Below are 26,625 nucleotides of genomic sequence, written 5' to 3' on the forward strand. Positions count from 1 at the left end.
GCACTCGTGTCTTACCTACTCCGCCTTTGCCTCTTCCGCCTTCACCGGTGTCAAGCGCAAATCCTGAAAATCAAAACTGAAATCCGTCAGCGGCGAAATCGGCTCCATGCGCACCTCGCGCACATGGCCGTCCACATCCAGCGCAAAGTTGACGAAGGCATCCGCATTCAAAGCACGATCATCCCAGCGCACGGTAAACGTATCGTGCTGCCACGGCGTCATCGTTCCCACCAATTGCTCGGTCTTGCTGAAACGCAAACGCAGCTTGCCGCCTTCGTCACGGATGATGACGTCGCCATACCACGGATCGCGATACGTGCCTGCATAGCTGGCCAGTGACAGCGAAGGTTTGCTCTTCGCATCGCGCTCAGCTTCATGCTTCTTCCAGCTTTCATCCGCGTTGCCCTGCGCATGCTTTACGGCCTTGTCGTACACCGCCACCCAATCGGTCTTGGTATTCGGATTGAGATAGGCATCCAGCACACGGTAGGTAACAGCATTGAACGCCGCACCGGATTCCTGGTTGGTCAGCACCACCACGCCCAGCTTCAAGCCCGGCACCAAGGTAACGCGCGACACCATGCCCGGCCAGCCACCGGTGTGCCATACCAGTTTCTGGCCGTGGTAATCGCTGAGGAACCAGCCTTCGCCGTAGCCGGAGAAATTCGGCATCAAGGGTTTCAATTCCGGAATCGGCGGGTCTTTCACCGGAATCGGCGTGAGCATCGTCCACATCTGATCCTGGCTATCCTGCGAAAACAGATGCTGCGGTTTGCCATCGCTGCCCACACCGGGAAGTTCGCCGCCGTTGAGCTGCACGTTCATCCATTTCGCCAGATCGTGCACGCTGGCGTAGATGCCGCCGGCACCTGGATTATTGATCCACGCCATCGGCGGCACCGGTTTGAGGTCCTTGAAGTTGTACAGCGCGTGGCCAGTGGCGACATCCATGCCCGGCTTTAGATAGGTCATGTCGACCAGCGATTCATCCATGCCCACCGGCTTGAAAATGTGTTCGCGAATGAAATCGGCATAGCGCTGGCCGGACACGTTTTCGATCACCAGCGTGGCGACGGCAAACAAAATGTTGTCGTACGCGTAGTGGCTGCGGAATCCGTTGGCGATCGGCACCTTGGCCAGATGCTGCACCACTTCCTTGGTGCTGTAGCTGGTCGGTGGCCAGTACAGCAGATCGCCTGCGCCCAGGCTCAAGCCACTGCGATGCGCGAGCAGATCGCGTACGCGCATATCGTGCGTGACGTAGGGATCGGACATCTGGAACCACGGCAGGTAATCGGTCACCCGGCCGTCCATATCCAGTTTCTTCTGTTCGGCCAGCATCTGCAGCGCAGCGGCGGTGAACGCCTTGGTGTTGGAGGCGATCGCGAACAGCGTATGCGCATCCACCTTGTCCGGTTTGCCGGTTTCGCGCAGACCGTAGCCTTGTTCCAGCACCACCTTGCCGTCCTTCACGATTGCCACGGCAATGCCCGGCACGTGGAAGGTCTTGCGCGTGGCATCCACATACGCGCCGAAGTCCTGCAGCATGGGGGGCAAGGCGGTTTGCGCATCTTGCTGGGCAACACTTGTTGCAGGCGATGTATCCCACGCCTGCGCAGAGGCGGCGAAAGCCAGCAAGGCGCAGCACCCGGCAACGCGCAGAGACAATGGCGGAAAAGGCATGAAGGCTCCCCTGGACGGCAAAGCCCGCAGTCTAACGTGCCCATGGCCGTCTGCACGCTGCGCCGAAAGTCACCCCTTGCAGCGAACCATGTAGGTTGGGGTGCAAACCCCAACATTGCCATCTCTAGCAAGATCGCGGTGTTGGGGTTTGCACCCCAACCTACGATCATTGAGCGTGATGCGCATCCAGCCACGGCCCCAACGGCACATACCAGATATTGTCGTTGCCGTTGTCCCAGCTCTCCATCCGCGCCAGCGCCGCCCTGGCCTGTTCTGGCGTGAGCGGAAAACTCAGCTCCGTATGCCTATCGCTGGTGTAGTAAAGCGTGCGGCGATCGGGACCGATGTGCGCACCCCATTGGCTCCACTTTCCCGGCTTGCCGTTGATGGCTTCACCCAGATCGATCGGCTCGCCCCAATGATCACCATCGCGGAAGGCGATATAGAAATCGCCCATGTCACCCGCTTTGGCATCAGGGCTCAGGTTGAAAACCATGAAAGATTGATCGGGCGCAATCGCCGGATCATGCGTGGAAGCCAACGAATCGCCAATGGCCACCAAAGCAGCAGGCTGGTACGCACCATGTACGAACGACGAGCTGTAGATATGGAACACACCCTGCTCGTCCGGATGAATGAAATACAGGCTGCCATCCGCCGCAATGCTGGGCGCATAGGTGCGATCGCTGGCGTTGACCGCATCCGGCAAATGCATCGGCGTACCCCAGCCGCCACCCTTGCGATCCACGCGCCACAAATGACCGCCGCGTCCTGGATAAACCTTGCCATGCACCGTCGCCGCCAATGCATCGGCGCCCGGTTTCACGGGTCGATTGGACACGAACACGAGATAGGAACCATCCGGCGACATGGTCGGATCGTGATCAAGCCATTGCCCGGAGAAAGGTGCGATATCCGGCTTGGACCATATGCCATGTTCACGATGCGACACCAGGATCATCGAACCAACATCGAAGTACACCGTGTTTCCATCTGGCGTAAAGGCAGGACACGCTTCCCCGGCAGGCCCTGAAATCACGCCGGGTGCAAAGACCTGTGGCTGCGCCACGGGAACGTCTGCGGCAAACAACGAAGAAACTGCACCGAACAAACCGACCGCGACCATCCAGCTCAAAGGCTTGCGGATCATGTCGTGTTTTCCTGTGGGATAGGTAGGCGCTATATAGGCCTCGGCATGAGCGGCCGCATGTCCTTAAAGTCATTTCAGTAAACAGGCAGGCGGACGCACAACGCACTACACTGCGCAGATCGCCAACAAGGAGTCCGCGGTGTCTCTGTCTCGCTTCATCCCCCTGGTGCTGCTCGCCGCGCTGATCGGTGTGATCGTGTTCTGGAATCGGCATCCGGTGCCGCCGGCCAGCATGGAATCGCATGGCAACGTCGCGCTGCCGGCCGTGGGGCACGACAACTGCCCGTCTGCACGAACCAATCTGCCAAGTTTCATGTCGCCGGAAGCCTGCGTGACGCTTACAGCGATCCTGCAAGGTGGCCCGTTCCCGTATACGCAAGACGGCGTGGTGTTCGGTAACTACGAAGGCCTGCTGCCACAAGAGCCGCGCGGCTATTACCACGAATACACAGTGCCGACGCCCGGCGCGCGCGATCGCGGCGCACGGCGCATCATTACCGGCGGCACGCCGCCCACGGTGTTCTATTACACGGATGACCACTACCGCAGCTTCAAGCCGTTCCAGGTGAGCCGATGAGCGCAGAAGGCGCCCTGGATCTCACGCAGGCGAACGACGGTGGCGTGTATTTCGTCGACGCAGCCGATTTCGATGCGCTCGTCGCTGCGGCCGAGCAAGGCCAGCTGTATGTATGCCGCACCGATCTCGCCGGCTGCCATGACAAGGGCGAACTGCTGCGCCGCCTGGCCGCAGCATTGAACGTACCCAACGGCTTCGGCCAGAACTGGGATGCACTGCTGGATACCTTGCGCGACCTGGAATGGTTGCATGGCGCGGGCCATGTGCTGCTGTTTGATCACGCCAACGATCTGCGTGAAGCCGTCCCCAAAGATTTCGACACCTTGCTGGCGATCCTGCACGAGTCGGCCCGCTTTGCCATCGACCAGAGCCGACCGTTCTTCGCCTTCCTCAGTCTGCCCGAACACCCGATGACCCTGCCTTCACACCGATGACTCAACGCATTGCATTCGAACTCGACCGCGACTACGTGGAACTCAATCAATTGCTCAAGCTGACCGGGCTGTGCGACAGCGGTGGGCAAGGCAAGCAGATCGTTGCCAGTGGCGCGGTTTATGTGGATGGGCAACAGGAGTTGCGCAAGACCTGCAAGATTCACGCAGGGCAGGTGGTGCAGATCGATGATGTGGAGATACATGTGGCGGGTGTGTAGTTCACTCGCGACAGAGGGCTTTCGTAGGTTGGGTTAGCGCAGCGTAACCCAACATTTCGCGCAGCATGGTTGGGTTACGCTGCGCTAACCCAACCTACGATCGGGACGATGTAACCTCACGGCACCGCCTGGCGAATAGCAGACAGGTCCCCACGGAGCCACGCCATGCAAGCCCGTCGTTTTGCCGCCCTCTCCGCCCTGCTCAGCTTGACCGCGTGCGCCGCCACGGCCAGCAATGCGCCGTTCCCCAATCCCACTTACGACGAGCCCAAGTCCGCCGCGCACAGTACGGAAACCGCCGTGCTTGCAGGTGGCTGTTTCTGGGGTATGCAATCGGTGTTCGAACATGTGCACGGCGTACGCCAAGTATGGGCAGGCTACAGCGGTGGCGATGCCAGCACCGCCCAATACGATACGGTCAGCGAAGGCAATACCGGCCATGCCGAATCAGTGAAGATCGCGTTCGATCCGGCCGTGATCAGTTACGGGCAATTGCTGAAAATCTATTTCGCCGTGGCGCATGATCCCACCACGCTCAATCGCCAGGGGCCGGATGCCGGCACGCAATATCGTTCAGAGGTTTTTTACGCGAACGCGGAGCAAAAGAAAGTTGCGGAGTCTTATATTGCGCAACTCAATGCAGCGAAGGTATTCGACGACGGCATCGTGACACTGGTACAGCCGATGACGGGGTTTTATCCGGCCGAGGATTACCACCAGGATTATGCACGCAAGCATCCTGACAACCCGTACATCCTGATCAACGATGCGCCGAAGGTGGCGCATTTGAAGCAGGCGTTTCCGGGGATGTATCAGGATGAGCAGATGGTGGTGGATGTGAAGCTATAAGAACGGGAAGCTGCGTAGGTTGGGGTGCAAACCCCAACATTCCGATGTGCACATGCATTCAAATGTTGGGGTTCGCACCCCAACCTACTTTGGCGGAACGAGCCGCAACCGCGACGGCTCATGCCGCGGATTCGGCGACAACATCCGCTCGATCTCCACCGGTGGCAAACCACGCGAATAGTAATAACCCTGCCCTTCCGCACAGCCGGCACGCAACAGGAATTCATGCTGTGCGGCAGTCTCGATCCCTTCGGCGATCGTGCACATGCCCAGGCTCTTGGCGATAGCAAGCATGGCCTCGACGATGGCCACGTCGTTCGCGCTGTCCGGCAGATCGGTCACGAAGGAGCGATCGATCTTCAGATAATCGATGCCAGAAAGTTTCAGGTACGCCAGCGAGGAATAACCCGTACCGAAATCGTCGATGGCAATGCCGATGCCGAGCGCATGCAAGGCATGCATGGTCTGCTCGGTCGCCTCGCCCAGGCGCAGGATCGCGCTTTCGGTGATCTCGAACAGCACGCGCTTGGGCGAGATGCCGCTGGCCTGCAGCGCCTGCTTCACGCTGTCGAGAAAACCGGGATGCCCGAACGTCGCTGCCGATGCATTGACCGCCACACGAATCGGCGGCAGCTTCGCCTGGTCCCACGCGCGAATCTGGTTGCAGACGGCGCGCATCGTCCAGGCATCCAGACGCCGGATCAGGCCAAGGCTTTCGGCCAGCGGGATGAATTCGTCCGGCATCAACTCGCCGCGTTCGGGGTGGCGCCAGCGGATCAGTGCCTCCACTGCCACGATGCGGCCGGAGCGCAACTCCACACTGGGTTGGAACACGAGATGGAATTCGTCGCGGATCAGCGCCTGCCGCAAGTCGGCGCCCAGCATCAGGCGCATGCGTGCATCGGCATGCATCAGCGGCGTGTAGAAGCGGAAGGTGTTGCGTTCCTGCGTTTTCGCCGCATACATCGCCGCATCCGCATTGGCGATCAAGGTGACCGCATCGCTGCCATCCAGTGGATAGCCAGCAATGCCGATGCTGGCGCTCATCACGATTTCGTAGTCGCCGATCAGCATCGGCTCTGACAAGCTTTGCAACAAACGGCTCGCGAATTGCGCGGCCTGTTCGCGCGTGCGCAAGCCACCCAGCAACACGGTAAATTCGTCGCCGCCAATGCGGCTGGCCACATCGTTCTCGCCCAATTCGCGGCGGATGCGTTGCGCCACTTTCACCAGCAGGCGATCGCCGATGGCATGGCTGTAGCTGTCGTTCACCGCCTTGAAAGCATCCAGGTCCACGAACAACACCGCAGCCGCGCCGTTGACGCGTGCTGCCGATTCGATGGCCTGCGCACTGTGGCGCTGGAATTCGCTGCGATTGGCGAGGCCCGTAAGCGGATCGTGCGCCACCATGTATTCCAGGCGCTGGCGATCGGCCTTGCTGCGCGTGATGTCGGTGATCACCGCCACGTAGTGCTGCACGCGCCCTTCGCCGTTGCGGATGGCGCTGATGCTGAGCAGCTCCGGATAGGACGAACCATCCGAACGCCAGCTCTGCACCTCGCCCACCCAGTTGCCGCCTTCGGCCACCATTTCCCAGATGGACGCGGGCAGCGGCGAGCCATCCGGCATGCGGCGCAGTTCGTCGAAACGGTGATGCTGCAAATACGGCAAGGTGTAGCCGGTGATGCGCGTGTGCGCGGCGTTCACCGTGGTCACGCGCCGGTCGGCGTCGGCAATGATGACGCCTTCGGCCACGCTAGCCAGCGCTTCGGCAGCAATGCGGCGTTCCTGTTCCATCGCAATGCGATCGGATACATCGCGCATGATCGCCTGGCGCACCGGTTGCGCACCCCAGGTGGTAAGGCTGCTATGTGTTTCCACGCTACGGATCAGGCCATTGACCGCGCGCAGCAGGCCAATGGTGGAGGAGCCCGCCGAACGCATGCTGCCTTCCACGAACAGGTCGTGGAAATGCACTCCGATCAATTCATGCGGTTCGCGCCCGGTCCACGTACCGGCCGTGCGATTCGCGCCGAGAATGCGGCCATGCACTTCGTCCACCATCACAATTGCGTCGGCAGCGCTGTCGAACAGCTGGCGATAACGTTCTTCGGTACCACGAATGCCGGCCAGGATGCGCTGGGCCATGCGCACCCACAGCATGGACGCCAACATCGCCGTCACCAGCACGCTGATAAACAGCACCCGGCCCAGCCATGCGGCACCCAAGGCAATCTGCAATGAGAAATCGTCGCTGCGCGGCTCGATGTAGGTGTTCAGTGCTTCGATGCGCGCGCGTTGCCGCTCGATTTCCCCGGCTGGCGGCACGCCTTGCGCATAGACCTGCTGCAACTGTCCGGCGATGCCGTTCAATTCCTCGATCGCACCGTCGACCGAGCGCCAATCGCGCAGCGCCGGCCCCACATAGGGCAGCGACCCAAAATGGTCGAGGATGAAGACCATGCCCGGGATCGCCGCGGGAATAACCCCGCCGCGCTGGAAAGCCTGATAGACGGCATGCCTGTCGTAATGGCCGGCGGCGATGGCATCACGCGCCCAGCGGTCCGTACGCACCACATCGTAGTTGCGGCGGAAATTTTCGAGCCGGGCCGGGTCGCCGCTGCGGGCATAGCCGGCCAGTTCGATCACGGCCTGTTTTTGCGCCTTCGACCACAGGCTTTCGCCGTTCAAGAAACCGGCCAGCGTCACCTGGACTTGCAGCGCCCCCCAGGTCAAGCACAAAACCAAGCCAACGACCGCCGCCAAGCCGTATGCCAAGGGCATAAGACGCCGTGACAGCGGTCGTTGCGTTGCATGGTGGGCGGTACGCATCTTGCCCCTATCTTAGAGCCTGTCGTCCACAGTAAAAAAACTGCCGATCCGATGTGTATCGCCCCGCCTAACGTATTACTTAAGCTGCTTAAGCGGCCGCTTCATTGGCTGCCCATGGGTCACGACGCACATCCAGACACCGATCGAGGGTGATCCTCATACTTACGTAACTACGCTTTACGCATTCCTGCAGATACGCCACTTCATCCGGACGCGGCGAGGTACCCACCAGGGTACATACGATCTCCAGCGCCTCCCATGGATGAGTATCATCATACGCGGCGTGAAGTTGAAGCCAACGCAAGGTGCCCGCGCGGCTGGCCTTGGGGAAGCTCTCCGTATAGTCCGCGCTGTCGTAGACCCATTGCGACCATTCCCCCGTTGCCCCTTCCACCGCGTAATTGGTAGCCAGCATGCCGGCCGCCAACGGACCACTGCGACTCACCTCCTCACACCAGTTGGACAAGGCGTCCGTCCCGTAGGGGGTGGTGCCGTTCAGAACCTCGGTTTGGGGCACCCCTGCTCCCTCGGCCCAATTGAGCCAGTATTCGGCATGATTCTGCTCCACTCGGATGTTGCGTACCAGCCAGCGGCGGGCCATGTTTTCGCCCGGGCTGCGGCCGTAACGGGTTTTCAGCAAATTAAGCGCCATATAGCCCGGAAAACGCTCAATCACGGGCCACACGCCTACCATGAAGTCGCGCGTGCCTGCAGCATCCAGACGGTTCTCGCGCATCAGTGTCCACAGCTCATGCTTCACGACAGCTTGTTTGGTCGGTTCGCAGGCAGCGATCAGGTCTTGCGCCCAACGCGGGTAGCTGGAAAGTTCGGTCAGCGAGCCGGTGCGTTCGAAATGTGCGTACATATGTGTGAGTCTCCACTAGGTTACGGGTTAGTTTTGGCCCGGATGGGGGCCGAACTGGGCGCCGGATGGCAGCCCAGACCCAACATAGTGAGCGCCCTGATACGCCGTTGCGACTCTCCCCATTTCTTGGGCGGAAGCCCTAGCCAGAGGTTCTAGCCGAAGGCTTGCCGGGTCGAACGCAGACGACCGTCGCACGCAACCACAAAAACCTGGAACACTGTTTCGAGCACCGCTATTCCCGCGCGAATGACGGCCCCGCCATCACGCGCAGTGCGGGCATGCCAAACGGCATGCCCGCATTCCTGCATCAATGCCAGCCGGATTCGTGGTGCGTATCCGTGCCGGGGGTAAAGGACACCCCGCGCAACACCTCACCGAACTTGGCCGAACGCAGCGTGACGAAGCGTTCGTCCGCAGCACCCGCTACCGTGGTGTTCAACAGCTCGTCGCGAATGGCTACCAGCTTGTCCGGATCGGCACCGGTGTCGCCGTTACCGCTGATGGTGGAGGTAACTGCCCAGATCGTAACCTTGCCGTCCTCATCCACCTGTCCGGTGATCTGGCGCAGGCCGTCAGTAGCCGGCGACCACGGCAAACCCGTCGCGGCGTTGGTGCCGGTGGGATAGCCATTCACCGTGTACGGCTGGCCGAGATTCAGGCCTGCCTGCAGCGTATAGGCCAGCGTCCAGGATTGCGTATTGGCGTTGAACACCCACTTCTGCAAGCCCGCCGTGGTTTGCGCGGCGGCATGCGTGTACAGATCCGAGCCGCCTGCATAGCCATCGCCTTCGTCGGCGACGTACAAGGTATTCGCATCCGCAAACCACAAGGCGAAGGGGTAGGCCAGCGTCGTGGCTGTCTTGTTCGGCGTGGATGGGAAGCCAGCCAGGACGCACATGTTGTTGGGCAGGCCGCTGGTCTGCAGCGTGGATGCGTCATAGGAAAGTGGGGCCGTCGGCAGCGGTGCGCCCGCGACCGGCACACCCACGCCACCCTTCGTGCAGGCCTTGCCGGTGGTATCGATGAAATAAACGGTATTCACACCGTTGCCGCCGCTGCCCTTGGTGACATACACCACGTTGTTGAACACGGTGATGCCGCGGAAGTTGTCGTCCTTGCCGATTTTGTCGGCCTTCGCACCCAGCTCGGTGACTGAGAAACTCGCCAGCGGCTGAGGCATGACCGGATTCTGCAGCGACTCCGGCAGCGCCGACGGCACGATGTACTGCGCACCGGCGCCAAGGATCACGCCATCCGGCTGCGGGTTGGCACCATTGCCGGCGTTGCCCACGGTGTAGAACACGTTCGCGCCGTTGAGATTGTTGTAGATCGCTGCACGGCCATTGTTGCCGCTGTAGGCATTGGTCTCGGTAAAGCGGAAATGTCCGTTGCGATCCATCAGCGCTACGCCGCGATAAAACACTTGTCCATCGGGATTGGTGTCGTCGATCACCAGCGGCGTATTGCCGTTGGACGCGTCGATGGCATCGACCGGTGCGACATAACCCATGAACGTGAGATAGCGGCCATCCAGCGAAAGATGCAGGCCAAGTTCGGATTTGGAACTGAAGCTGGTGACGAATTGCCCTTCACGCGACGACGGATGCTGGTTGTTGGGCACTTCCAGCGAATCGATCAGCCAGCCGTTCGGCGTGATCTGGTCCAGGTAGATACGCGACGTAATGCCGAAGCTGCCATCGTAGAGATCGTTGTTCCACACGTAGGGATACGTGCCGTCGTACGGCGCACCGCTCGCCGCACCGCATGATCCACTGGCAGCCGGGCAATTCGGCGGCAACACCTCGCCCACCGTCACGTTGCTGGCGTTGTTGTCGTAGACGCTGCGGCTTACCACCAGGTTGCCTGGCCAGAAATGGATATCGTGGTTCTGCCATGCATCGTTGGCATAAACCATGACGCCCGCGGCCAGCGCGGTGATGGCAAGTGCTGCGGCGATGGGCGTGCGGCGAAAACGGAAGCGGGAAGTCGCGGTCATCGTGGTCTCCGGAGTGTGGGATGGAACGGAGTACTGCGCACAACCCGGGCACGGTAATGCTAGGAAATGAAGGCTTGTTTACAGTGGTTGTTGCATGTGTGTTATGTGATGAACACGTGAAGATAATCAAGCAAACTATGGACTCGCTTCACGCTTTGCCGTCAGCCTTTGTAGGTTGGGGTGTAAACCCCAACATCGCCATCTTGATCAGCACGGCAATGTTGGGGTTTGCACCCCAACCTACGAGAACATCATCAGCATGCAGTGCGTCGTTAGACCAAACGCGTAAACCCATCCGCACTCCACCGTTCACTCCCCACACCGTGATGCACAAAGAACAATCCTTCCGGATCGTACTTCCGCTTCACCGCCGCAAGCCGTGGATAGTTCGTCCCCCAGAACGCCTGCTGCCAATCGCGCTGGAAATAATCGCTTTCCGATAGATACGCACCCGCATTCGGCGCCACTTTCAGCAATGCATCCATCGCGCGTCCGACGGCAGCGGCTTCGTCGCGCGCCTTCGGCAGATCCGGATCGGCGCCAGGCATGCCGGGATATGCAGGCGCGCCATTCCCCGCCATGATCGCCAGCGCGAAAGCATCCAGTACTTGCGGATTGGTTGCGATGTCGCGCGCAGCGGCGATCGCTTCAGACGGCGCACCGGCCAAACCTTTGTTGAAGTGGAACTCGACATCCCATTGGCGCGTGCACGCAAAGATCGCATCGACCAGTTGCGCCTGACCGTCCTTGCGCAGCAAGGAGGCCGGCAGCCATGCCGATTTGAAGCTGTGAATAAACCAGCCCACCTCGCCCTGATCGCCAGCCCACAGCACATGCTGGCGTGGTGCACCGTCGCGATCATCGGGAATCATCACTCCGGGTACGTGCTGCCGGAAATACGCCGCATCCCAGAAATGCTGCGCAGGCACGGCAAGTATTTGCATGGGTTTGACGAAGCTGTAGTCGTTGCTCGCATGCACCCAATCCAGAAACGGTTGCCAGATCGCTTGCGCCTGTTGCTGGCTCAAACCTTGGAACACCATGGCGATATGCAACACGTTGTCGCCATGAAAGCGCATCTGTTCGCCCCAATGCGGATTGAATAGATCGCTCTGATAGAAACTGATGGCCTTGGCGATCAAGGCACGATAAGCAGCATCCGACGCCGCCTTGATATCCCCGAATACCGCGCCGAAAAACTCCGGCAGCGCGTGCGTGCGCAGCGTTACGCGCGTCACCACGCCAAGACTGCCGCCACCGCCGCCTTTGATGCCCCAGAACAGATCAGGGTTGGTGCATGCGTTGGCGATGCGTACTTCACCCTCTGCCGTCACGATCTCCGCTTCGATCAACCCCGCCGACGCCATACCGAACCGTTTGGAGAAACTACCGAAACCGCCGCTCTGAATCAGCCCGGCTACGCCCACCGTGCAACAACCGCCGCCTTGTACATAGCGTCCGGCACGCGTTGTTACGGCATCGTACGCGTCGATCCACATGGCGCCCGATTGCAGGCTCACCGCTGGCTGTGGCGCCCGCGTGCCTTCGCATCCCTGCCCCACGAAGGCGTCGTGCAAGTGGATGGCGTTCATGTGCCGCGTCCAGATCAGCAAGGAATCCGGTGCATCGGATGTGCCCTGGTAACTATGCCCACCGCCTTTCACGACCAGGCGCAAGCGATGTTTGCTGGCGAAGCGGACAGCTGCCGCGACATCCGCTGCACTTTCCGCGGCTACCGCGTATGCACTGGGCTGCGACAGCCAGGCATCGGCCCAGCCGCTGGTCTGGGTCAGCCCCGGCTGGTCGCCGATGTAGAACGGGTTTTTGATGTGCTTGAGCGCTTCATCACAAGCCGCTTTGGAGGCGGTGAACGGCAATTGCGGTTTCAGCAGCCGCCCGCCGACAGCTTGGTTGAGTTCGTCCCATTGGGCGGGTGATGGCCAGCCGGCCTGGCCGGGACGTACTCGTGCGTGGAACTTGCTGCCCGCTGCCCAGGGTGACCCGAGGGCGCCGGTCATGACGCCCGGCAGGAAAGGAATCGCCAATACCGCTTTCAATAACTCGCGCCTGTTCATGTCCCGCTCCGGTGGGTGGAATGGGGAAACTGTCGGTGTCAGGTGGCTATGGTTCTAGCGCGAAGGGATGTGTAGTGATACGCGAGGGACGAGTGGTGGGATATCCGGGATGAAACAGGCAGGCAAAAAAGCTTCGGACCACCGTAGGTTGGGGTGCAAACCCCAACATGACTGTGTCCATCAAGATGACAATGTTGGGGTTTGCACCCCAACCTACGTTCTGGCCTCCCGTCCCCGCCGCGCCTCATACGCCTTCACATGCACGTAGGCCAACCGCAAGATCGGCAACTCCAGACCGGCAACCTTACCGCGCGTCAGCAGATCCCCGATCACATGATCGGCCTCTACCGCGCTGCCCTGCTCCAGATCACGCATCATCGAAGCGCTCATCGTTGAGCCCGCATCCGTCAGCATGCCGCGAGAACGTTGCATGGCGGCATCCTTGGGCGCATGACCATTCGCTTCGGCCACCCGTCGACACTCCTCCAGCAGATCGAGAATGGCCCGCTCGCCACCCGGCGCCGCAACGATATCGCCGATCGGCGCGCGCATCAGGCAGGTAATGCCGGCCAGCGACGCGAGAAACACCCACTTGTCCCACATGTCCTGCAGGATGGTGGTACTCAGGCGCGAATCGAAACGGGCATTCGCCATCGCCTGTGCGATGTGTTCCACGCGCTGCGAGCGGCTGCCATCACGCTCACCGAAACTCAGGCCTGCCGCGGGGCCGAGATGACGCACCACGCCTTCCGCATCCAACGTCACAGGAATCACGCATTGACCACCGAGCACATGTTCGGCGCCAAATCGCGCATCGAGCAGATCCAGATGCTGCATGCCGTTGAGCAACGGCAAGATGGCCGTCTGGTTGCCGACGGCAGGTGCCATGTCTTCGATCGCTTGCGTCAAGTGATACGCCTTGCAACTCACGATGATCAGGTCGAACGTCTCGTTCAGCGCATTCGCTTGCATCGTGCGTGGCGGCGGCAAGTTGGCATCGCCCTGCGCGCTCCGAATCTGCAAGCCGTTGCGTGCCAGTGCTTCCGCACGCGCCTTGCGCACCAGGAAGGTAACGTCCTGACCGCTTTCCAGTAGACGCCCGCCGAAATAACCACCGATTGCACCCGCACCAACTACCAGAATCTTCATGGCTGTATCGCCTTCACCTGATCAAAACAATTCCCATCATGGGTATGCAACACCCTGAAGCAAAGTGCCGCATGACGTTTTTGTCATTTGCTGTCAAAATGTTTGGAGCCTACTCTAGGCTTTCGTCGCACAGGGTCTGCCGAGCCAGGGTTTATCGAACGTGTTGAAACGCTCCGCACAGCAAAGGTTCGTGGCATGGCTGGCTTTGGCCGCCATGGCGCTGATCGTGCTGATGCCGGTCGTCTCGCGTTCCATGCCCATGGACATGGCGATGGACGGCATGTCGTCCAACGTGGACCCCGGCTGCGCCCTGCATGACGCGCACGCGAATCATCATCACGGCATGCCGGGGCATCCGGACGATCCCACCGCACGATGCGGTTATTGCGTGCTGTTTTCGCATACGCCGGTGCTGGGATTCGATACGCCGGTCGTTCTGCCACCGATCTATCTCGCTCCGTATGCACCGCGCACGGCGTTGCCGCACAACGTTCCTGCCACGCCGCTGCTGCATGCGCAACCACGCGGACCGCCGTTGACCGCCAACGGCTGATGTAGCAGCGTTTCGCTGCTGCCCTGAATGTCGATGCACGCCGGAGGTTTGAACCTCCGCGCGTGGTTGCTCGTCATTCCGGCGAAGGCCGAAATGACAGCATTGGCGTTTCTGGCCTCATCGCACACCCTTTGATTTACGCGCTGCCATAACAAGCACGCATTCAAATGCATTCCCCACAACATGCGCCCAACTCTCCGCTCCCATGCACTGGCTGCGTTGCCGTTCGCCGTGCTCGCATCGTCCATCGCCATAGCCCAGGATGCCGCGACGACCAGCACGCATCCTCCATCGAAAAAACCAACCACGCTCACACCGGTAAGCGTCTCCGCCGCTACGCGCATGCCGCTCGCCTCGGATCCCAACTTTCCTGCCACCCAGGTAAGCGTTACCGCCGCGCAGATGAATGCGACGGTCAACGCGATGGACGTGGAAGACGCCACCAAATACATGCCCAGCCTTTTCATCCGCAAGCGAAATACAGGCGATACCCAGCCGGTGCTCGCCACGCGCGACTGGGGGGTGAATTCCAGTGCACGCACGCTGGTATACGTGGACGACATTCCGATCTCCGCACTGATCGGCAACAACAACACCAACGGTGCGCCGCGCTGGGGCATGGTGTCGCCGGAGCAGATCGATCACATCGACATGTTGTACGGGCCTTATTCGGCCGCCTATGCCGGCAACTCGATGGGTGGCGTCATGCACATCGTCACGCGCACGCCGGACAAACCGGAAGTGACGATCCAGCAGACCGAAGCCATCCAGACGTACGACTTCTACAACACCAAGGGCGACTACAGCAGCAGCAAGACCAGCATCACCGCGGGCGGGCGCAGCGGTAAATTTTCATGGTTCGTGGGTGCCACCGGACTCAACAGTTTCAGCCAGCCGCTCAGCTACCTCACCAGTGCCAACACGCCAGCGGGCACTCTCGGCACCATCCCGGCACGTAACAAGGTAGGCCAACCGGCGAATGTCATTGGTGCCGGCGGGCTGTTGCATACACGCCAGCTCAATCTCAACGGCAAATTCGCCTACGACATCACGCCGTGGTTGCAGGCGGCGTACTGGATCGGCTTCTGGAGCAACCATGGCCAGTCGCGCGTGCAGACGTATCTGACCAATCCGCAAGGCGCGCCGAGTTACGGCAAATCCTCGGCCTTTGCCAGCAACGATTATTTCCTGAGCGCACATCACCTGATGCAGGCGCTGTCGTTGAAAACGGATACCCGAAGCGACGTCGATGGCGAACTGGTGATCACGCATTACGATTACATCAAGGACAACCAGTGGTCACCCTATGGCGTCGGCAATGGCGCCACGTTCACGCCGAACGGCCTGCTGGCCAGCTATGGCGGCACCAACTGGTCCACGGCTGATTTGAAAGGCATCTGGCGACCGCAGGGTTATGGCGGAGCACATGAGATTTCCGGCGGCGCGCACGCGGATCAATACACGCTCGCCAATCCCACCTACAACTTAAGCGCGTGGCCGGATCCATCGAGCGTCACGAGCCTGTATGCCTCCGGCCGCGGCAAAACCACCACCGAGGCGTTGTGGATTCAAGATGCGTGGCAGATCGCACCCGATTGGTTGGCGACGATCGGCGGGCGTTATGAAAAGTGGCGCGCCAGTGACGGTTTCAATTTCAGCAGCAAGACGGCGGTGTATCAGCCAGGCGAACGGGCCACCGATTTTTCGCCGAAGGCCACGCTGCGCTGGGATATCTCACCCACTTGGCGCATCACCGGTTCTGCTGCGAAAGCCGTGCGTTTTCCCACCGTTTCCGAGTTGTATCAGCTTGTCGCCACCGGCAACACCTTCGCCTCGCCCAATCCGAACCTGAAACCGGAGCGTGACCTCAGCGGCGAACTGGCCGTCGAACACGCGCTGGATGATGGCTTCGTGCGCATGTCGCTGTTCCAGGAGAACACGCGCAACGCGATGATCAACCAGACCTCCACGCTGCCCAACTACGCGGTGCCGGTGACCTTCGTGAGCAACGTCGGTGCGGTACGCAACCGCGGTATCGAACTGGTGGCCGATCATGACAATGTGCTGATCCAGGGATTGGAGCTGTCCGGTAGCGTTACCTTCGTCGACTCCACCATTCTTTCCAATGACGCCTTTGCCAGCAGCGCGGGCACGACGTCGGATGGCAAGCACGTGCCCTATGTGCCGCGCTGGCGCGCTACGGCGGTCGCCACGTATCGCCCCACTCCTGCGTGGGCCATCACTCTGGCGGGCCGCTATAGCGGCAGGCAGTACTCGACCATGGACAACACCGACAACACGGAGAACGTGTTTGGTGCGTTCGATACGTTCGTGGTGTTCGATCTGCATGCCGACTACCAGATCAACGAGCAGCTGTCGGCGTCGTTCGGCATCGACAACCTTAACAACCGCCAGTACTTCCTCTATCACCCGTTCCCGCAGCGCACTTATGTCGCCAATCTCAAGTTCAAACTCTGAGCGGCGGCGCAGCGTGCACCGCCTGGTCTGGCGCTGGCATTTCTATGCCGGGCTGTTCTGTCTGCCGTTCGTGTTGTGGCTGGCGATCACCGGCATGATCTATCTGTTCAAGCCGCAGTTGGAACCATGGCTGGAACGGCAGTACGCGCACGTCACCCACACCGCGGCGCAACCGCCTTCCGCGCAGGTTGCCGCGGCGCTGCACGCGGTACCTGGCTCGGTGCTCAACGCGTACGTACTGCCCGAATCGCCTGAAGCCGCCACGCGTGTGTTGCTAGGGCGTGGGAGCGAATTGATCCGCGTGTTCGTCAATCCATCCAGCTTGCAGGTGCTGGATGTGGTGCGCGAGAACGATCGCTTCATGCGGGTGATCTTTTATCTGCACGGCGAACTGTTGCTGGGCCGCGGCGGTTCGATCCTGGTGGAACTGGCCGCCTCGTGGACCATCCTGATGCTGCTGAGTGGTCTGTATCTGTGGTGGCCACGCAACGCACGCCTGGCCGGTGCGCTTTACCCTCGATTGAAGCATGGACGCCGCGTGTTCTGGCGCGACCTGCACGCGGTGACCGGCCTGTGGATCTCACTGTTTGCCCTGTTTCTGCTGCTGTCCGGCCTGCCATGGACGACTACCTGGGGCGGCACGCTGCGTTGCCTTCGCCAGACGTTCGCCACAAACACCGCGCCACAAGACTGGAACACCAGTAGCGCATCGGAGCGCGCACAGATCAGGCAGGAGAACGCGCCGCCCACCAGCGCGCACACGATGCACGGCGGCATGAGCATGCCGGGCATGGACATGCCCGGTATGGCGATGGACGGCATGTCCATGCCGGTCGACGATGCACCGCTCGATCGCCTGGTGCCGATAGCCGCTACGCAGCATTTGGCGCCACCCGTGTTGATCGCACCACCCTCGCAACGCTCGCCGCACTGGACCGCTCGCTCGGATACCGACGATCGCCCGCGCCGCGGCGAGGTGACGTTCGATGCCACCACCGGTGCGGTTCTGCATCAAACCACGTTTGCACAGAAACCGCTGCTCGATCGCATCATCGGTTACGGCATCGCCATCCACGAGGGCGTACTGTTTCCGCCGCTCAATCAGATTCTTGGCGTGTTCACGGCGCTTGGCTTGATCACGCTATGTACCAGCGCCGCAGTGATGTGGTGGCGCCGCCGTCCCGCCGGTGTGCTGGGTGCGCCGCCGGCCGTCAACGCCAGCCTCCCGTATGTGCTGATCGGCGTGCTTGTCCTGTTGGGCCTGGTGTTGCCGCTGTTTGGTATATCCATGTTGCTCGTGTGGGTGATCGAGCGCTGTTTCTTGCGGCGGTCCGAGCGCGCATGTGCGTTTCTGGGGCTCACGTAACTCTCACGGCCGTCATTCCCGCTGACAGCAAAAGAAAATCGGCGCAAGATAGCGCCGGCAACGCTCCGCGCGTCGCACCGCACGGCATTCGTCGAGGTGATCGTCATGTTTACGGCACGCATCTTCGCCAGCACATTGCTCGCCCTGAGTTTCGTCACCGTCGCGCACGCCATCGACAACACCACCTTCACCGTGGCGCAACAGGACGGCAACGGCAAGCCGATCGTCTTCCAGAGCACGTCTGCGCTAAAGAAAGGCGACATGATCAAGGTGTACGCCTCCAACGCGCAGCCAGTGCTGATACTGCAGGTAGCGATGTGCGACGAGGGTTGCCTGCATCCGCGCCTGGTAAAGACACTGCCGCTCACGCCTTATTACGCAGGCCAGTCGAGCACCAGCCAGCAGTTCGTGCTACCGGAGGACGGACAGGTCTCCTTCTGGGTGCAGCGGCTGGGCGACCTGCCCAGCACCCCTGTCAATGCATCGAACGGCCAATGGACGGTGCAATACGTCGACCCCTTCCTGCGCTTTGCCACCCAGACACCCTACGACTCGACCCGGCCGATGCCGGCCAATGCGTTTTCACTCAACGACAACACGCTGCGCGCTCGTTTCCTCCATCGCACGTTCGTCACGGTCAGCCTGGCGGACGCGGATCATTGATACGCATGCGATGCTGCAAACGTACGTTGCTTAGCTTCGCCTTGCTCGTGCTGCAGACCGGTGCGGCATGCGCCTGGCAATCCCACGCCGCCTTGCCCATCAGCAGCGCCAGCTTCACGGATGGTGGCACGATACCGGCAAAGCTCAGCTGCGACGGTGCCGATCTATCGCCAGATATCCGCTTGCCCACACCGCCCAGCGGTACCCGCAGCTTTGCGATCGTGGTGGAAGATCCGGATGCGCCAGTCGCCTTCGCGCACTGGCTGGCGTATGGCATTAGCGCCGATACACGCGAGCTGCAGGAAGGTGCATCGACCCCGTCACAGCGGCTTGAACATGCCGCCGAGGGCGTCAACGGTTTTGGCCGGATAGGCTACGGCGGCCCCTGCCCGCCTTCAGGCTCGACGCACCATTACGTCTTCCACATCTACGCGCTCGACACGGTGCCTGCGCTGCCATCCGGCGCGAGCGCACAGCAAGTGAGCACCGCCATCCAGGGCCACGTGCTGGCGGAAGGACGCATCACCGGCTTGTATACGCGCAACTGACATTCAGCAATTTCTGTCAGGCGCGCTGCGCGGCCGGTACGTAAGCTTCCGGTCGCCAAGGAGATATCGCATTGAACACACGCCCCACGGACGCCTACCTCGCCCGCTTCCAGAAAGTATTCACCTACATTGATGAGCATTTGCACGAGGAGCTTACGGTGGCGCGGCTTAGTGCCGTGGCCGCGTTCTCGAAGCATCACTTCTTGCGGCAGTTTTCGGACCTGTTTGGGATCGGCGTGTACAAATACGTGCAACTGAGCCGGCTGAAACGCGCGTCCTATCAACTGGCCTTTCGCGACGATCAGCCAGTGATCGAGATCGCGCTGGACAGCGGTTACGACAACCCCGAATCGTTTGCCCGCGCATTCAAGAAAAGCGCCGGGCAAACGCCCACCGAGTTCCGCAAACAGCCGCGATGGGAACCTTGGCACGGCACCTACGAACCGCTTACCGCGCTAAGGACCCGATACATGCACGCCAAAACAGATACCCGCGACGTTCGCATCATGGATTTCGCGGAAACCCGCATCGCCGTACTGGAACATCGTGGCGATCCAAACCACCTCGGCGATTCGATCCGTTCGTTCATCGCCTGGCGCAAACAACACCATTTGCATCCCAGCCGGCACGCTACGTTCAATATCTTCTACGATGACCCTTATCAGGTAGCGCCCGAAGACTATCGTATGGATCTATGCGTTGCCGTAGACCGCGATATCGCCGGTGACGGCATCGTCGACAAGATCATTCCCGCTGGCCGCTGCGCAGTGTTGCGGCATATGGGTTCGGATGATCACCTGTATGCCTCAATTTCGTATCTGTATTCCGAATGGCTGCCGCACAGTGGTGAAGAACCGCGTGATTTTCCGCTGTTCGTGCAGCGGGTGAGGTTCTTTCCGGATGTGCCGGAGCATGAGGCAGTGGTGGATATTTTTTTGCCCTTGAAGTGAATCGTAGGTTGGGGTGCAAACCCCAACATTGAATTGCCATGCATCGCGATGTTGGGGTTTGCACCCCAACCTACTTGGGCAACACCACTGGCCCCAACATCGACAACGCCTGTTCCGCGCCAAGCCGCTTGGCTTCCTCAAGCACATCAGCGGGCACCCATTGCGGATACGGCACCTCGTGGGCTTCATGATGACCTTTGGCCGTGTGTTCCTCATACACCTGCGCAAGCCACGCAGGTTCGAAGCGATCGGCGAGTCGAACTAGCGCCGGCCATAGCCGCCGATGCACGAACGTCACCTTGCCATCCACCAAGCGACAGACAAGGATCTCCGGCGATTCGGCCAGTTGCTGGAATACCCGGAAGATCTCATGGCTCTTGGGATGCGCCCACCAACTACCCTTGATCGGCTCACCCGCAATCACTTCCGCCATACGAGGAACCGGACCACATGCTGCGCTGAGCACGATGCCGTGCTCACGAATAAAGCCCATGGCCTGATCGAAAGTCATGCCTCAGTTCGACTCAGGCTTGACTCCCAACACGTTCGCGACCAGCGCTTCCACCGGCAAAAGATTGGTTTCAAGCGCTTGTGGCAATGCGTGCCGCTCGATCAAATACTTGGTGCTATTGATCAACACTTCTACCCTGCCCGGCTCGTTTTCCACGACCAAAGCCTTCAGCGGAAGATCGATACCCGCGTCAGGATTGGCAAGCATCAGCGGCGTGCCGGCCTTCGGATTACCGAAAATGATTAAGGTTGTGGGTGGCATCATCAGGCCAATCGCCACGGCCTCGGCCTGTTGATCGATGCTGGCAAATACCTTGATACCGCGCTCGGCAAGCGCAGCGTGTAGGCGCTGTACCGTCTCTTTGAATGCGTGGGGACTATGAAAGCGAAGTATTCCGGTATGACTAGCCATCGTGTTTTACCTCGTCAATGCTCAGCATGCATGCGTCGAATCCTCACCGTGCTTCCATCCGCATAAGTCACCACGAATGTGGAGCCTTCGTGCGATTGCGTTTTCACCGGCACCGGATCTTGATCGCGTGCTGCCAGCAAAGCTTCCCGGTTATAGGCAGCCAGTTCACCGTTGGGCATCAGCACCATCGGCGGACTGAACGGCTCGAAGCTGGTATAGAAATGCTCATCATTGCAGTCGCTGCAACCCATGGCAGATGCAAGCGGCAGGCGCTTCACCCAGATCCAATACTTGTTCTCATGCCTGATCAGGATGCGGTTGGGATCGTTCTGGATTTCCGTGGCAACGCCACCCGGATGCCACACACGCACCAGACTTGCCCGGCTGCAATCCGCCGAAGCGCATTCCTGCACCACCAAGTAATCGTCATTCGCCAGATACACCGGCTCAACACTGAGAACGTCTTCGGCAACCAGTGGTTGCGAGGGAAACACGATCGACGGCATACGCGGATCGACCTTGAAATCGCCCGAGATGAGATAACCACCGTGATGCGAGGTGTAAGCCGGCGCGGTCACCTGCACAGGTGGCAAGGTTTTCTGGTCGTTGGCCAGGCCAGGCAGACAGACGATGGCAAATATCCAGGCGAACCGTGATGCCATGCTGCTCATGCGACCTCCCTGCCGGAAACATGATCGACGGCGGGATCGTACACGCCGAACGGCCGAAATGCAGCACGTCGCCCAGTCGAATGACCTTGCGATCACTTTTCAAGCAATTGCTTGATATCCGGAAGTGCGTAGCTCCAGAAGAACTCGGCGTGCTTATAGGCCGCATGACTCTGGAAATGTTCATGCAGAACGGTAAGCAAGGCTGCTTCGGCATGCTGCTCCAGACGGAACGTAAGCGTGCTGCGATTTTCAGGCCTATCCGGAAGACCCGCCGCTTCGCTCCAGTGGTTGTACTTCAACAAGCTGGCGTACTCCGCAACCAGCACCGTTCCTCGATCATGAAACAGCCTGTCCTTGCCTGGCATCCGAACGGCATAGCTGATGTCGCTGCCGGGTTGCCATAAGGATTCCACCTGCGCGCCGAGCATCCATGCGGCAATAAGGCCCGGCTCTGTCAGTGCGCGCCAGACGTGCTCTGCGTCGGTGCTGATGCTTATGGATGCTTTGACGAATGGGTTGATCATGGGCGGCATTGCAAATAGGACGAGACATTTTACTTTGCTCTCGCCATACCTCAGTCGCGTAGGTTGGGTTAGCGCAGCGTAACCCAACGGTGCTGGCGACGAAGCATTGTTGGGTTACGCTGCGCTAACCCAACCTACGCCGCTGCGCACCGCATGTTTGTACTGGATTCCGGCCTTCGCCGGAATGACGGTGAGGCAAGCGCACACCCCATGAAGAAAGCCATGCTTATCGGCACCACCTCATTCTTGTTATAAAAGACCGATCCGTTAGACAAGAGCTTGGGGACCAGCCATGTCGAAGCATCGGTTTCACCGCCTCGCCGCGTTGTTCGGCAGCATGTTCATCGCCTGCTCCATGGGCGCATCCACGGTATCCGCAGACACCATCTCACCCCCAAAACCCGCTGACCACGCCTGGCTGCTCAAGGCCGATCGCGTTTTCGACGCCCGCAGCGAACAAGCACATGCCGGCTGGGTGGTATTGGTACAAGGCGACAAGATCGCCGCAGTCGGCCCCGCTTCCGATGTGCACGCACCACCCGGCACACAAACCATCGACCTGCCCGGCACCACGCTGCTGCCTGGCCTGATCGATGCACACTCACACATCTTCCTGCACCCTTACAACGAAACCTTGTGGAACGACCAGGTACTTAAGGAAACGCAGTCGTACCGCACCATTGAAGCCGTCAAGCACGTGCACGATACGCTGATGGCCGGTTTCACTGTATTACGTGATCTCGGCACAGAAGGCGCAGGCTATGCCGACGTCGATGTGCAACACTCCATCAACGAAGGATTGATTCCCGGCCCGCACATGTTCGTTGCCACACGCGCCACGATCGCCGCTCATTGCTATGGCCCCGGCCCCGAAGGCTTTCGCACCGACCTCAATCTTCCGCAAGGCGGCATTCCCGTGGCCGGTGTACCGGCGATGATCGACGCCGTGCGTGACCAGGCCGGCCACGGCGCGGACTGGATCAAGATCTACGCCGACTACCACTGCGGCAAGAGCAAAGGCGCCGTGCCCACCTTCAGCGAAGAAGAACTGAAAGCCGGCGTCGACACCGCCCACTCCCTCGGCCTGCCCGTCTCCATGCACTCCACCACGGCCGAAGGTATGCGCCGCGCCGTGCTCGCCGGTGTCGACACCATCGAGCACGGCTACGGCGGCACGCCTGAAGTATTCGCGCTGATGAAACAGCACAACGTCGCCTACCTGCCCACCCTGGAAGCCGAAGCCGCCTACGCCGAATACTTCCACGGCTGGAAACCCGGCCTACCGCCAACCGCAGACATGCAACAAGCTGCCAACGCCTTCAAATACGCCATGCAAGCCGGTGTCACCATCGGCTGCGGCAGCGACGTGGGCGTATTCACCCACGGCACCAACTACAAGGAACTGGAATGGATGGTGCGTAATGGCATGTCGCCAGCACGTGCACTGCTGGCGGCTACGGCAGTGGATGCGAAGATTTTGCGGCAGCAGGATGAGTTCGGGCAGCTGAAGGCTGGATTGGATGCAGACATCATTGCTGTGCAAGGTGATCCTACTTCCGATATCAGCGCAATCGAGCATGTACCGTTCGTGATGAAAGGTGGCGTGATCTACAAACAGCCTGCCCAGCCCTGAAGCTACGTAGGTTGGGGTGCAAACCCCAACATCGCCATCTACACAAGCATGACAATGTTGGGGTTTGCACCCCAACCTACGCGCTATTGAGCCGCTGCGACCTGATCTCGCACTTGTTGATATTTATGCAGAAGAATTTCAACGTATGCCAGATCATTCGCATGGTCGGAGCGCGTGTCTTCATCAATAGAAGTGTCGGCAAGGATGCTCCTGTGCTTAGACACCAACATCTCAAGCGCCTCTATTAGGCAATTGACTTCGGGCCAATCAATGGTATTCATTTTATCTCTTCTCCCAGCGGCCACCGAGCTCTATAGGAAGTCTTTCAACATTCAAGAATGATTGAAGTTGTGCGACGAATTCCGTCAGGAACATGTCTGATTCTGGACGAATTGTGTAGTGGGTAATCTTGGTTTTAGGATCTGTTGTATCACGGGTAATAACCAGCTTGTCAGGAACAGGGGTTCCAGCCCTGATCCACCACCAGTTGGTCTCTGGCTTAGGTGCGGTGAAAGTTGAAATTCCTCCGGACATACCTTTGACCTTTGTAAGACCGGTTGACTCGTCCTTGTATTTCACGACGTCCTTATCTCGAACATGGTCCAAGCGTGGTGATGTCGAGTTGCCCCCTCTGTAGAGATCGATGTCGATCTTCACAGTGGGCGAGTTCGAAATCCGTAACTGGATGTGCAATGCGAAGATGATGTTTCATATTTATGGCTCACTGACGGCAATTCTTTTGCCGATTACCTCTTCAGCCACATCCCACTCATCTATTTCGCCGCTCTCTCTGGATACGGCGAACCAGCCAACAAGAGCGCTGCCTACCCAGTCAGGTTTCGCTCCAGGCGGGGCAGGAAAGTTGGAGCGTAGTGCGAACACGTAATAACGGCCAGCGCCCTCTCCGTGATCAAAGTCACAACGGTATTCTCGTAGGCCACGTGGTGCTGATCGCTGAGTGGCAATGGCACGTCTCAACCTTTCGCAAGCACCATCGCTGCTCAGTTTGTAGCCAGTCGCGCTAACACTGGTACATAAGCAGACCATTAAACCAAGAACCAACAAACGCCCATCACGCACGAGACCCGTACTCTCGTATCACCTCGATGACACCGATGATGTTGTCGTTCAACGCCTCCAGTTCCTCAGCCGGCACCCACCACTCCGTGTGATGAGATGTACCCACTCGCTGGATCGGATATTTCGACATGAAACCGGCTCGCACGTGAAAGCGCGTCACAGCGCCGTACTTGCTGTCCTTGACGTTCCACCGCTCGGCAATTTCGGATGCGTAGCGCTCATTGGTGACAGGATAAAAGATGGGTTGCTCCGGAAGCCTGGGTGGCCAACGGCGGAATTCGCTTTGACGGAGCAGTTCGAGTTCTTCAGGCCCCACCGGGCGGTACAAGACGACGATGGCTTCGTTTTCGGCCATTTGCTTTACGTCCTTGTCAAGAATCGCTCGAGGTGACTGATTGTTCGGCCGGCGCAGCCAGTTCCCTTCTTCGCAATACAAACAAGATCGCGCCAAGCGGCACCGATACGGAAATCACCCATGCCCCATACAGCGGCGCGGCGGCGCTCGCACTAAGCAATTGGATGGAAACCAGCTGAAGGTTCCACTCCCCCGTCGCCCAGTTGACGGACAAGCTGCAAACACCGAACAGGATGAAGATGATCCAAAGCCACTTCCTCCCGCGCATCTTGGTGCGGATACACAGGATGAGTGCGTACAGACTAAAAAGAGCCGCGATCACGGCAAGGGCCAGCACCGCATATTGCAGTGGGCTCTTGCCGCCCATGCTGAAGCTATTGCTGCTTTCAAGGGATTCAGAAAGTTTTTTAACGTTGAATGCAATGATGGTCGTAATGCCATCTTTCTTTTGCGTCGCAATATTTATCAAGACATGTTGGTCAGGGTACTGATATTCGTATATGAGTTTGCTTTTATGCAGCGTATTACTGGTGATGAAGCTGGCATTCACCAGCTTTACCGACAAAGGCTGCCCTGCAGGCATCTGCGCAGCCATGGCGCGCAAAGTCTGATCAAGATTGGTCGACTTTAATTTGATGGAAGGATCGATATCATTTTCGATCTCATCGAATTTCTGTGCTTGCAACAGGCCGATATAATGCTTGGCTTGCTGCTCGTCTTCCGGTGAAGTAAATGCCTTCATCATGCTTTCTCGGCTGCAGCCGGCAAGGAGCACGACGAAGACCAGCACCATCAACATAAATGACCGAGTGCGCATCAGACCATTCCTCCCTGTACAGCTTTACCCGCGTAACACTTCCAGCGCCGGCTTGGCAGCGGCTCTGCGCGCCCATGTCCGGCCATGCTTGATATGAAGTTACCCCTCCCAAGCGCTAGGTGCACCTGGGTTCTGGTGCCTTATACAGCAAATTCCTCATTAAGGATCAGTCATCCATAGAGCCGTGCACAAAAAAGCAGCCTTACAGATGCTGTAAGGCTGCTCGGATATAACTCC

General features: G+C 59.5%; 26 protein-coding genes. 11 read left to right on the forward strand and 15 right to left on the reverse strand.

Features of this window, described 5'->3' with window-relative positions:
- Positions 1–15: 15 nt before the first annotated feature.
- A complete protein-coding gene (locus tag IEX75_RS23310; protein ID WP_188798339.1) occupies positions 16–1,683 on the reverse strand; it encodes a serine hydrolase in 1,668 nt (555 codons plus the stop codon).
- Positions 1,684–1,849: 166 nt separating this feature from the next.
- A complete protein-coding gene (locus tag IEX75_RS23315; RefSeq protein ID WP_188798340.1) occupies positions 1,850–2,833 on the reverse strand; it encodes a TolB family protein in 984 nt (327 codons plus the stop codon).
- Between the two features lie 145 nt (positions 2,834–2,978).
- Here IEX75_RS23315 and IEX75_RS23320 point away from each other — a divergent pair, with 145 nt between their 5' ends.
- The 4 genes from IEX75_RS23320 (at position 2,979) to msrA (ending at position 4,911) form a co-directional block, all read left to right on the forward strand.
- Positions 2,979–3,410: a guanyl-specific ribonuclease gene (locus tag IEX75_RS23320; RefSeq protein WP_229721068.1), complete on the forward strand. Its 432-nt coding sequence runs from the start codon at positions 2,979–2,981 to the stop codon at positions 3,408–3,410.
- A complete protein-coding gene (locus IEX75_RS23325; protein WP_188798342.1) occupies positions 3,407–3,844 on the forward strand; it encodes a barstar family protein in 438 nt (145 codons plus the stop codon). Before IEX75_RS23320 ends, IEX75_RS23325 begins: the two co-directional genes overlap by 4 nt.
- A complete protein-coding gene (locus IEX75_RS23330; protein ID WP_188798345.1) occupies positions 3,841–4,062 on the forward strand; it encodes an RNA-binding S4 domain-containing protein in 222 nt (73 codons plus the stop codon). The genes IEX75_RS23325 and IEX75_RS23330 overlap by 4 nt, the downstream gene beginning before the upstream one ends.
- Before the next feature lie 165 nt (positions 4,063–4,227).
- On the forward strand, positions 4,228–4,911 hold the full coding sequence (gene msrA / locus IEX75_RS23335; protein WP_188798347.1) for a peptide-methionine (S)-S-oxide reductase MsrA: 684 nt from the start codon (positions 4,228–4,230) through the stop codon (positions 4,909–4,911).
- An 84-nt stretch (positions 4,912–4,995) separates the two neighbouring features.
- On the opposite strand, the gene IEX75_RS23340 is transcribed toward msrA, so the two are convergent.
- From IEX75_RS23340 to panE, 5 genes are all read right to left on the reverse strand, one after another.
- Complete coding sequence (locus IEX75_RS23340) at positions 4,996–7,695, reverse strand: putative bifunctional diguanylate cyclase/phosphodiesterase (RefSeq protein WP_188798349.1); 2,700 nt, start codon at positions 7,693–7,695, stop codon at positions 4,996–4,998.
- 136 nt (positions 7,696–7,831) lie between these two features.
- Complete coding sequence (locus tag IEX75_RS23345) at positions 7,832–8,608, reverse strand: iron-containing redox enzyme family protein (RefSeq protein ID WP_188798351.1); 777 nt, start codon at positions 8,606–8,608, stop codon at positions 7,832–7,834.
- Positions 8,609–8,915: 307 nt separating this feature from the next.
- Positions 8,916–10,604: a hypothetical protein gene (locus IEX75_RS23350; RefSeq protein WP_188798352.1), complete on the reverse strand. Its 1,689-nt coding sequence runs from the start codon at positions 10,602–10,604 to the stop codon at positions 8,916–8,918.
- A 272-nt stretch (positions 10,605–10,876) separates the two neighbouring features.
- Complete coding sequence (locus tag IEX75_RS23355; protein WP_188798354.1) at positions 10,877–12,679, reverse strand: FAD-binding oxidoreductase; 1,803 nt, start codon at positions 12,677–12,679, stop codon at positions 10,877–10,879.
- A 213-nt stretch (positions 12,680–12,892) separates the two neighbouring features.
- The gene (panE, locus tag IEX75_RS23360; RefSeq protein ID WP_188798356.1) at positions 12,893–13,828 is read right to left on the reverse strand and encodes a 2-dehydropantoate 2-reductase; all 936 of its coding nucleotides are present in this window, start codon (positions 13,826–13,828) and stop codon (positions 12,893–12,895) included.
- Between the two features lie 160 nt (positions 13,829–13,988).
- Here panE and IEX75_RS23365 point away from each other — a divergent pair, with 160 nt between their 5' ends.
- The 6 genes from IEX75_RS23365 to IEX75_RS23390 all read left to right on the forward strand — a co-directional run bounded on the left by IEX75_RS23365 (position 13,989) and on the right by IEX75_RS23390 (position 20,386).
- On the forward strand, positions 13,989–14,381 hold the full coding sequence (locus IEX75_RS23365) for a DUF2946 domain-containing protein (RefSeq protein ID WP_188798358.1): 393 nt from the start codon (positions 13,989–13,991) through the stop codon (positions 14,379–14,381).
- 183 nt (positions 14,382–14,564) lie between these two features.
- Positions 14,565–16,859, forward strand: coding sequence for a TonB-dependent receptor (locus IEX75_RS23370; protein WP_188798360.1), 2,295 nt, complete (start codon positions 14,565–14,567; stop codon positions 16,857–16,859).
- 13 nt (positions 16,860–16,872) lie between these two features.
- Positions 16,873–18,225, forward strand: coding sequence for a PepSY-associated TM helix domain-containing protein (locus IEX75_RS23375; protein WP_229721058.1), 1,353 nt, complete (start codon positions 16,873–16,875; stop codon positions 18,223–18,225).
- A 105-nt stretch (positions 18,226–18,330) separates the two neighbouring features.
- Positions 18,331–18,888: a hypothetical protein gene (locus IEX75_RS23380; protein WP_188798364.1), complete on the forward strand. Its 558-nt coding sequence runs from the start codon at positions 18,331–18,333 to the stop codon at positions 18,886–18,888.
- A gap of 5 nt (positions 18,889–18,893) precedes the next feature.
- Positions 18,894–19,436 (forward strand): YbhB/YbcL family Raf kinase inhibitor-like protein, encoded by a 543-nt coding sequence (locus IEX75_RS23385; RefSeq protein WP_188798367.1) that lies wholly within the window; start codon positions 18,894–18,896, stop codon positions 19,434–19,436.
- Between the two features lie 71 nt (positions 19,437–19,507).
- Entirely contained in the window at positions 19,508–20,386 is an 879-nt protein-coding gene (locus IEX75_RS23390) for an AraC family transcriptional regulator (RefSeq protein ID WP_188798369.1), read from the forward strand.
- 70 nt (positions 20,387–20,456) lie between these two features.
- On the opposite strand, the gene IEX75_RS23395 is transcribed toward IEX75_RS23390, so the two are convergent.
- From IEX75_RS23395 to IEX75_RS23410, 4 genes are all read right to left on the reverse strand, one after another.
- The gene (locus IEX75_RS23395; protein WP_188798371.1) at positions 20,457–20,897 is read right to left on the reverse strand and encodes a hypothetical protein; all 441 of its coding nucleotides are present in this window, start codon (positions 20,895–20,897) and stop codon (positions 20,457–20,459) included.
- A 3-nt stretch (positions 20,898–20,900) separates the two neighbouring features.
- Complete coding sequence (locus IEX75_RS23400; protein ID WP_188798373.1) at positions 20,901–21,308, reverse strand: DUF302 domain-containing protein; 408 nt, start codon at positions 21,306–21,308, stop codon at positions 20,901–20,903.
- A gap of 14 nt (positions 21,309–21,322) precedes the next feature.
- The gene (locus tag IEX75_RS23405) at positions 21,323–21,979 is read right to left on the reverse strand and encodes a hypothetical protein (protein ID WP_188798376.1); all 657 of its coding nucleotides are present in this window, start codon (positions 21,977–21,979) and stop codon (positions 21,323–21,325) included.
- A 92-nt stretch (positions 21,980–22,071) separates the two neighbouring features.
- Positions 22,072–22,503 (reverse strand): SRPBCC domain-containing protein, encoded by a 432-nt coding sequence (locus IEX75_RS23410; protein ID WP_188798378.1) that lies wholly within the window; start codon positions 22,501–22,503, stop codon positions 22,072–22,074.
- Between the two features lie 292 nt (positions 22,504–22,795).
- On the opposite strand from IEX75_RS23410, the gene IEX75_RS23415 reads away from it, so the two are divergent.
- Positions 22,796–24,136 (forward strand): amidohydrolase family protein, encoded by a 1,341-nt coding sequence (locus IEX75_RS23415; RefSeq protein ID WP_188798380.1) that lies wholly within the window; start codon positions 22,796–22,798, stop codon positions 24,134–24,136.
- 83 nt (positions 24,137–24,219) lie between these two features.
- Here the strand turns inward: IEX75_RS23415 and IEX75_RS23420 are convergent, their stop codons facing one another.
- The 4 genes from IEX75_RS23420 to IEX75_RS23435 form a co-directional block, all read right to left on the reverse strand.
- Positions 24,220–24,417 (reverse strand): hypothetical protein, encoded by a 198-nt coding sequence (locus tag IEX75_RS23420; protein ID WP_188798382.1) that lies wholly within the window; start codon positions 24,415–24,417, stop codon positions 24,220–24,222.
- Between the two features lies 1 nt (position 24,418).
- On the reverse strand, positions 24,419–24,793 hold the full coding sequence (locus IEX75_RS23425) for a Tse2 family ADP-ribosyltransferase toxin (RefSeq protein ID WP_188798384.1): 375 nt from the start codon (positions 24,791–24,793) through the stop codon (positions 24,419–24,421).
- A gap of 415 nt (positions 24,794–25,208) precedes the next feature.
- Positions 25,209–25,571 carry a hypothetical protein gene (locus tag IEX75_RS23430; RefSeq protein ID WP_188798386.1) on the reverse strand — a complete coding sequence of 121 codons (363 nt, stop codon included), beginning with the start codon at positions 25,569–25,571 and terminating at the stop codon, positions 25,209–25,211.
- 16 nt (positions 25,572–25,587) lie between these two features.
- Positions 25,588–26,388: a hypothetical protein gene (locus IEX75_RS23435; protein ID WP_188798388.1), complete on the reverse strand. Its 801-nt coding sequence runs from the start codon at positions 26,386–26,388 to the stop codon at positions 25,588–25,590.
- Positions 26,389–26,625: the final 237 nt, after the last annotated feature.

The sequence above is a fragment of the Dyella nitratireducens genome (assembly GCF_014642835.1).
Taxonomy (GTDB): domain Bacteria; phylum Pseudomonadota; class Gammaproteobacteria; order Xanthomonadales; family Rhodanobacteraceae; genus Dyella_B; species Dyella_B nitratireducens.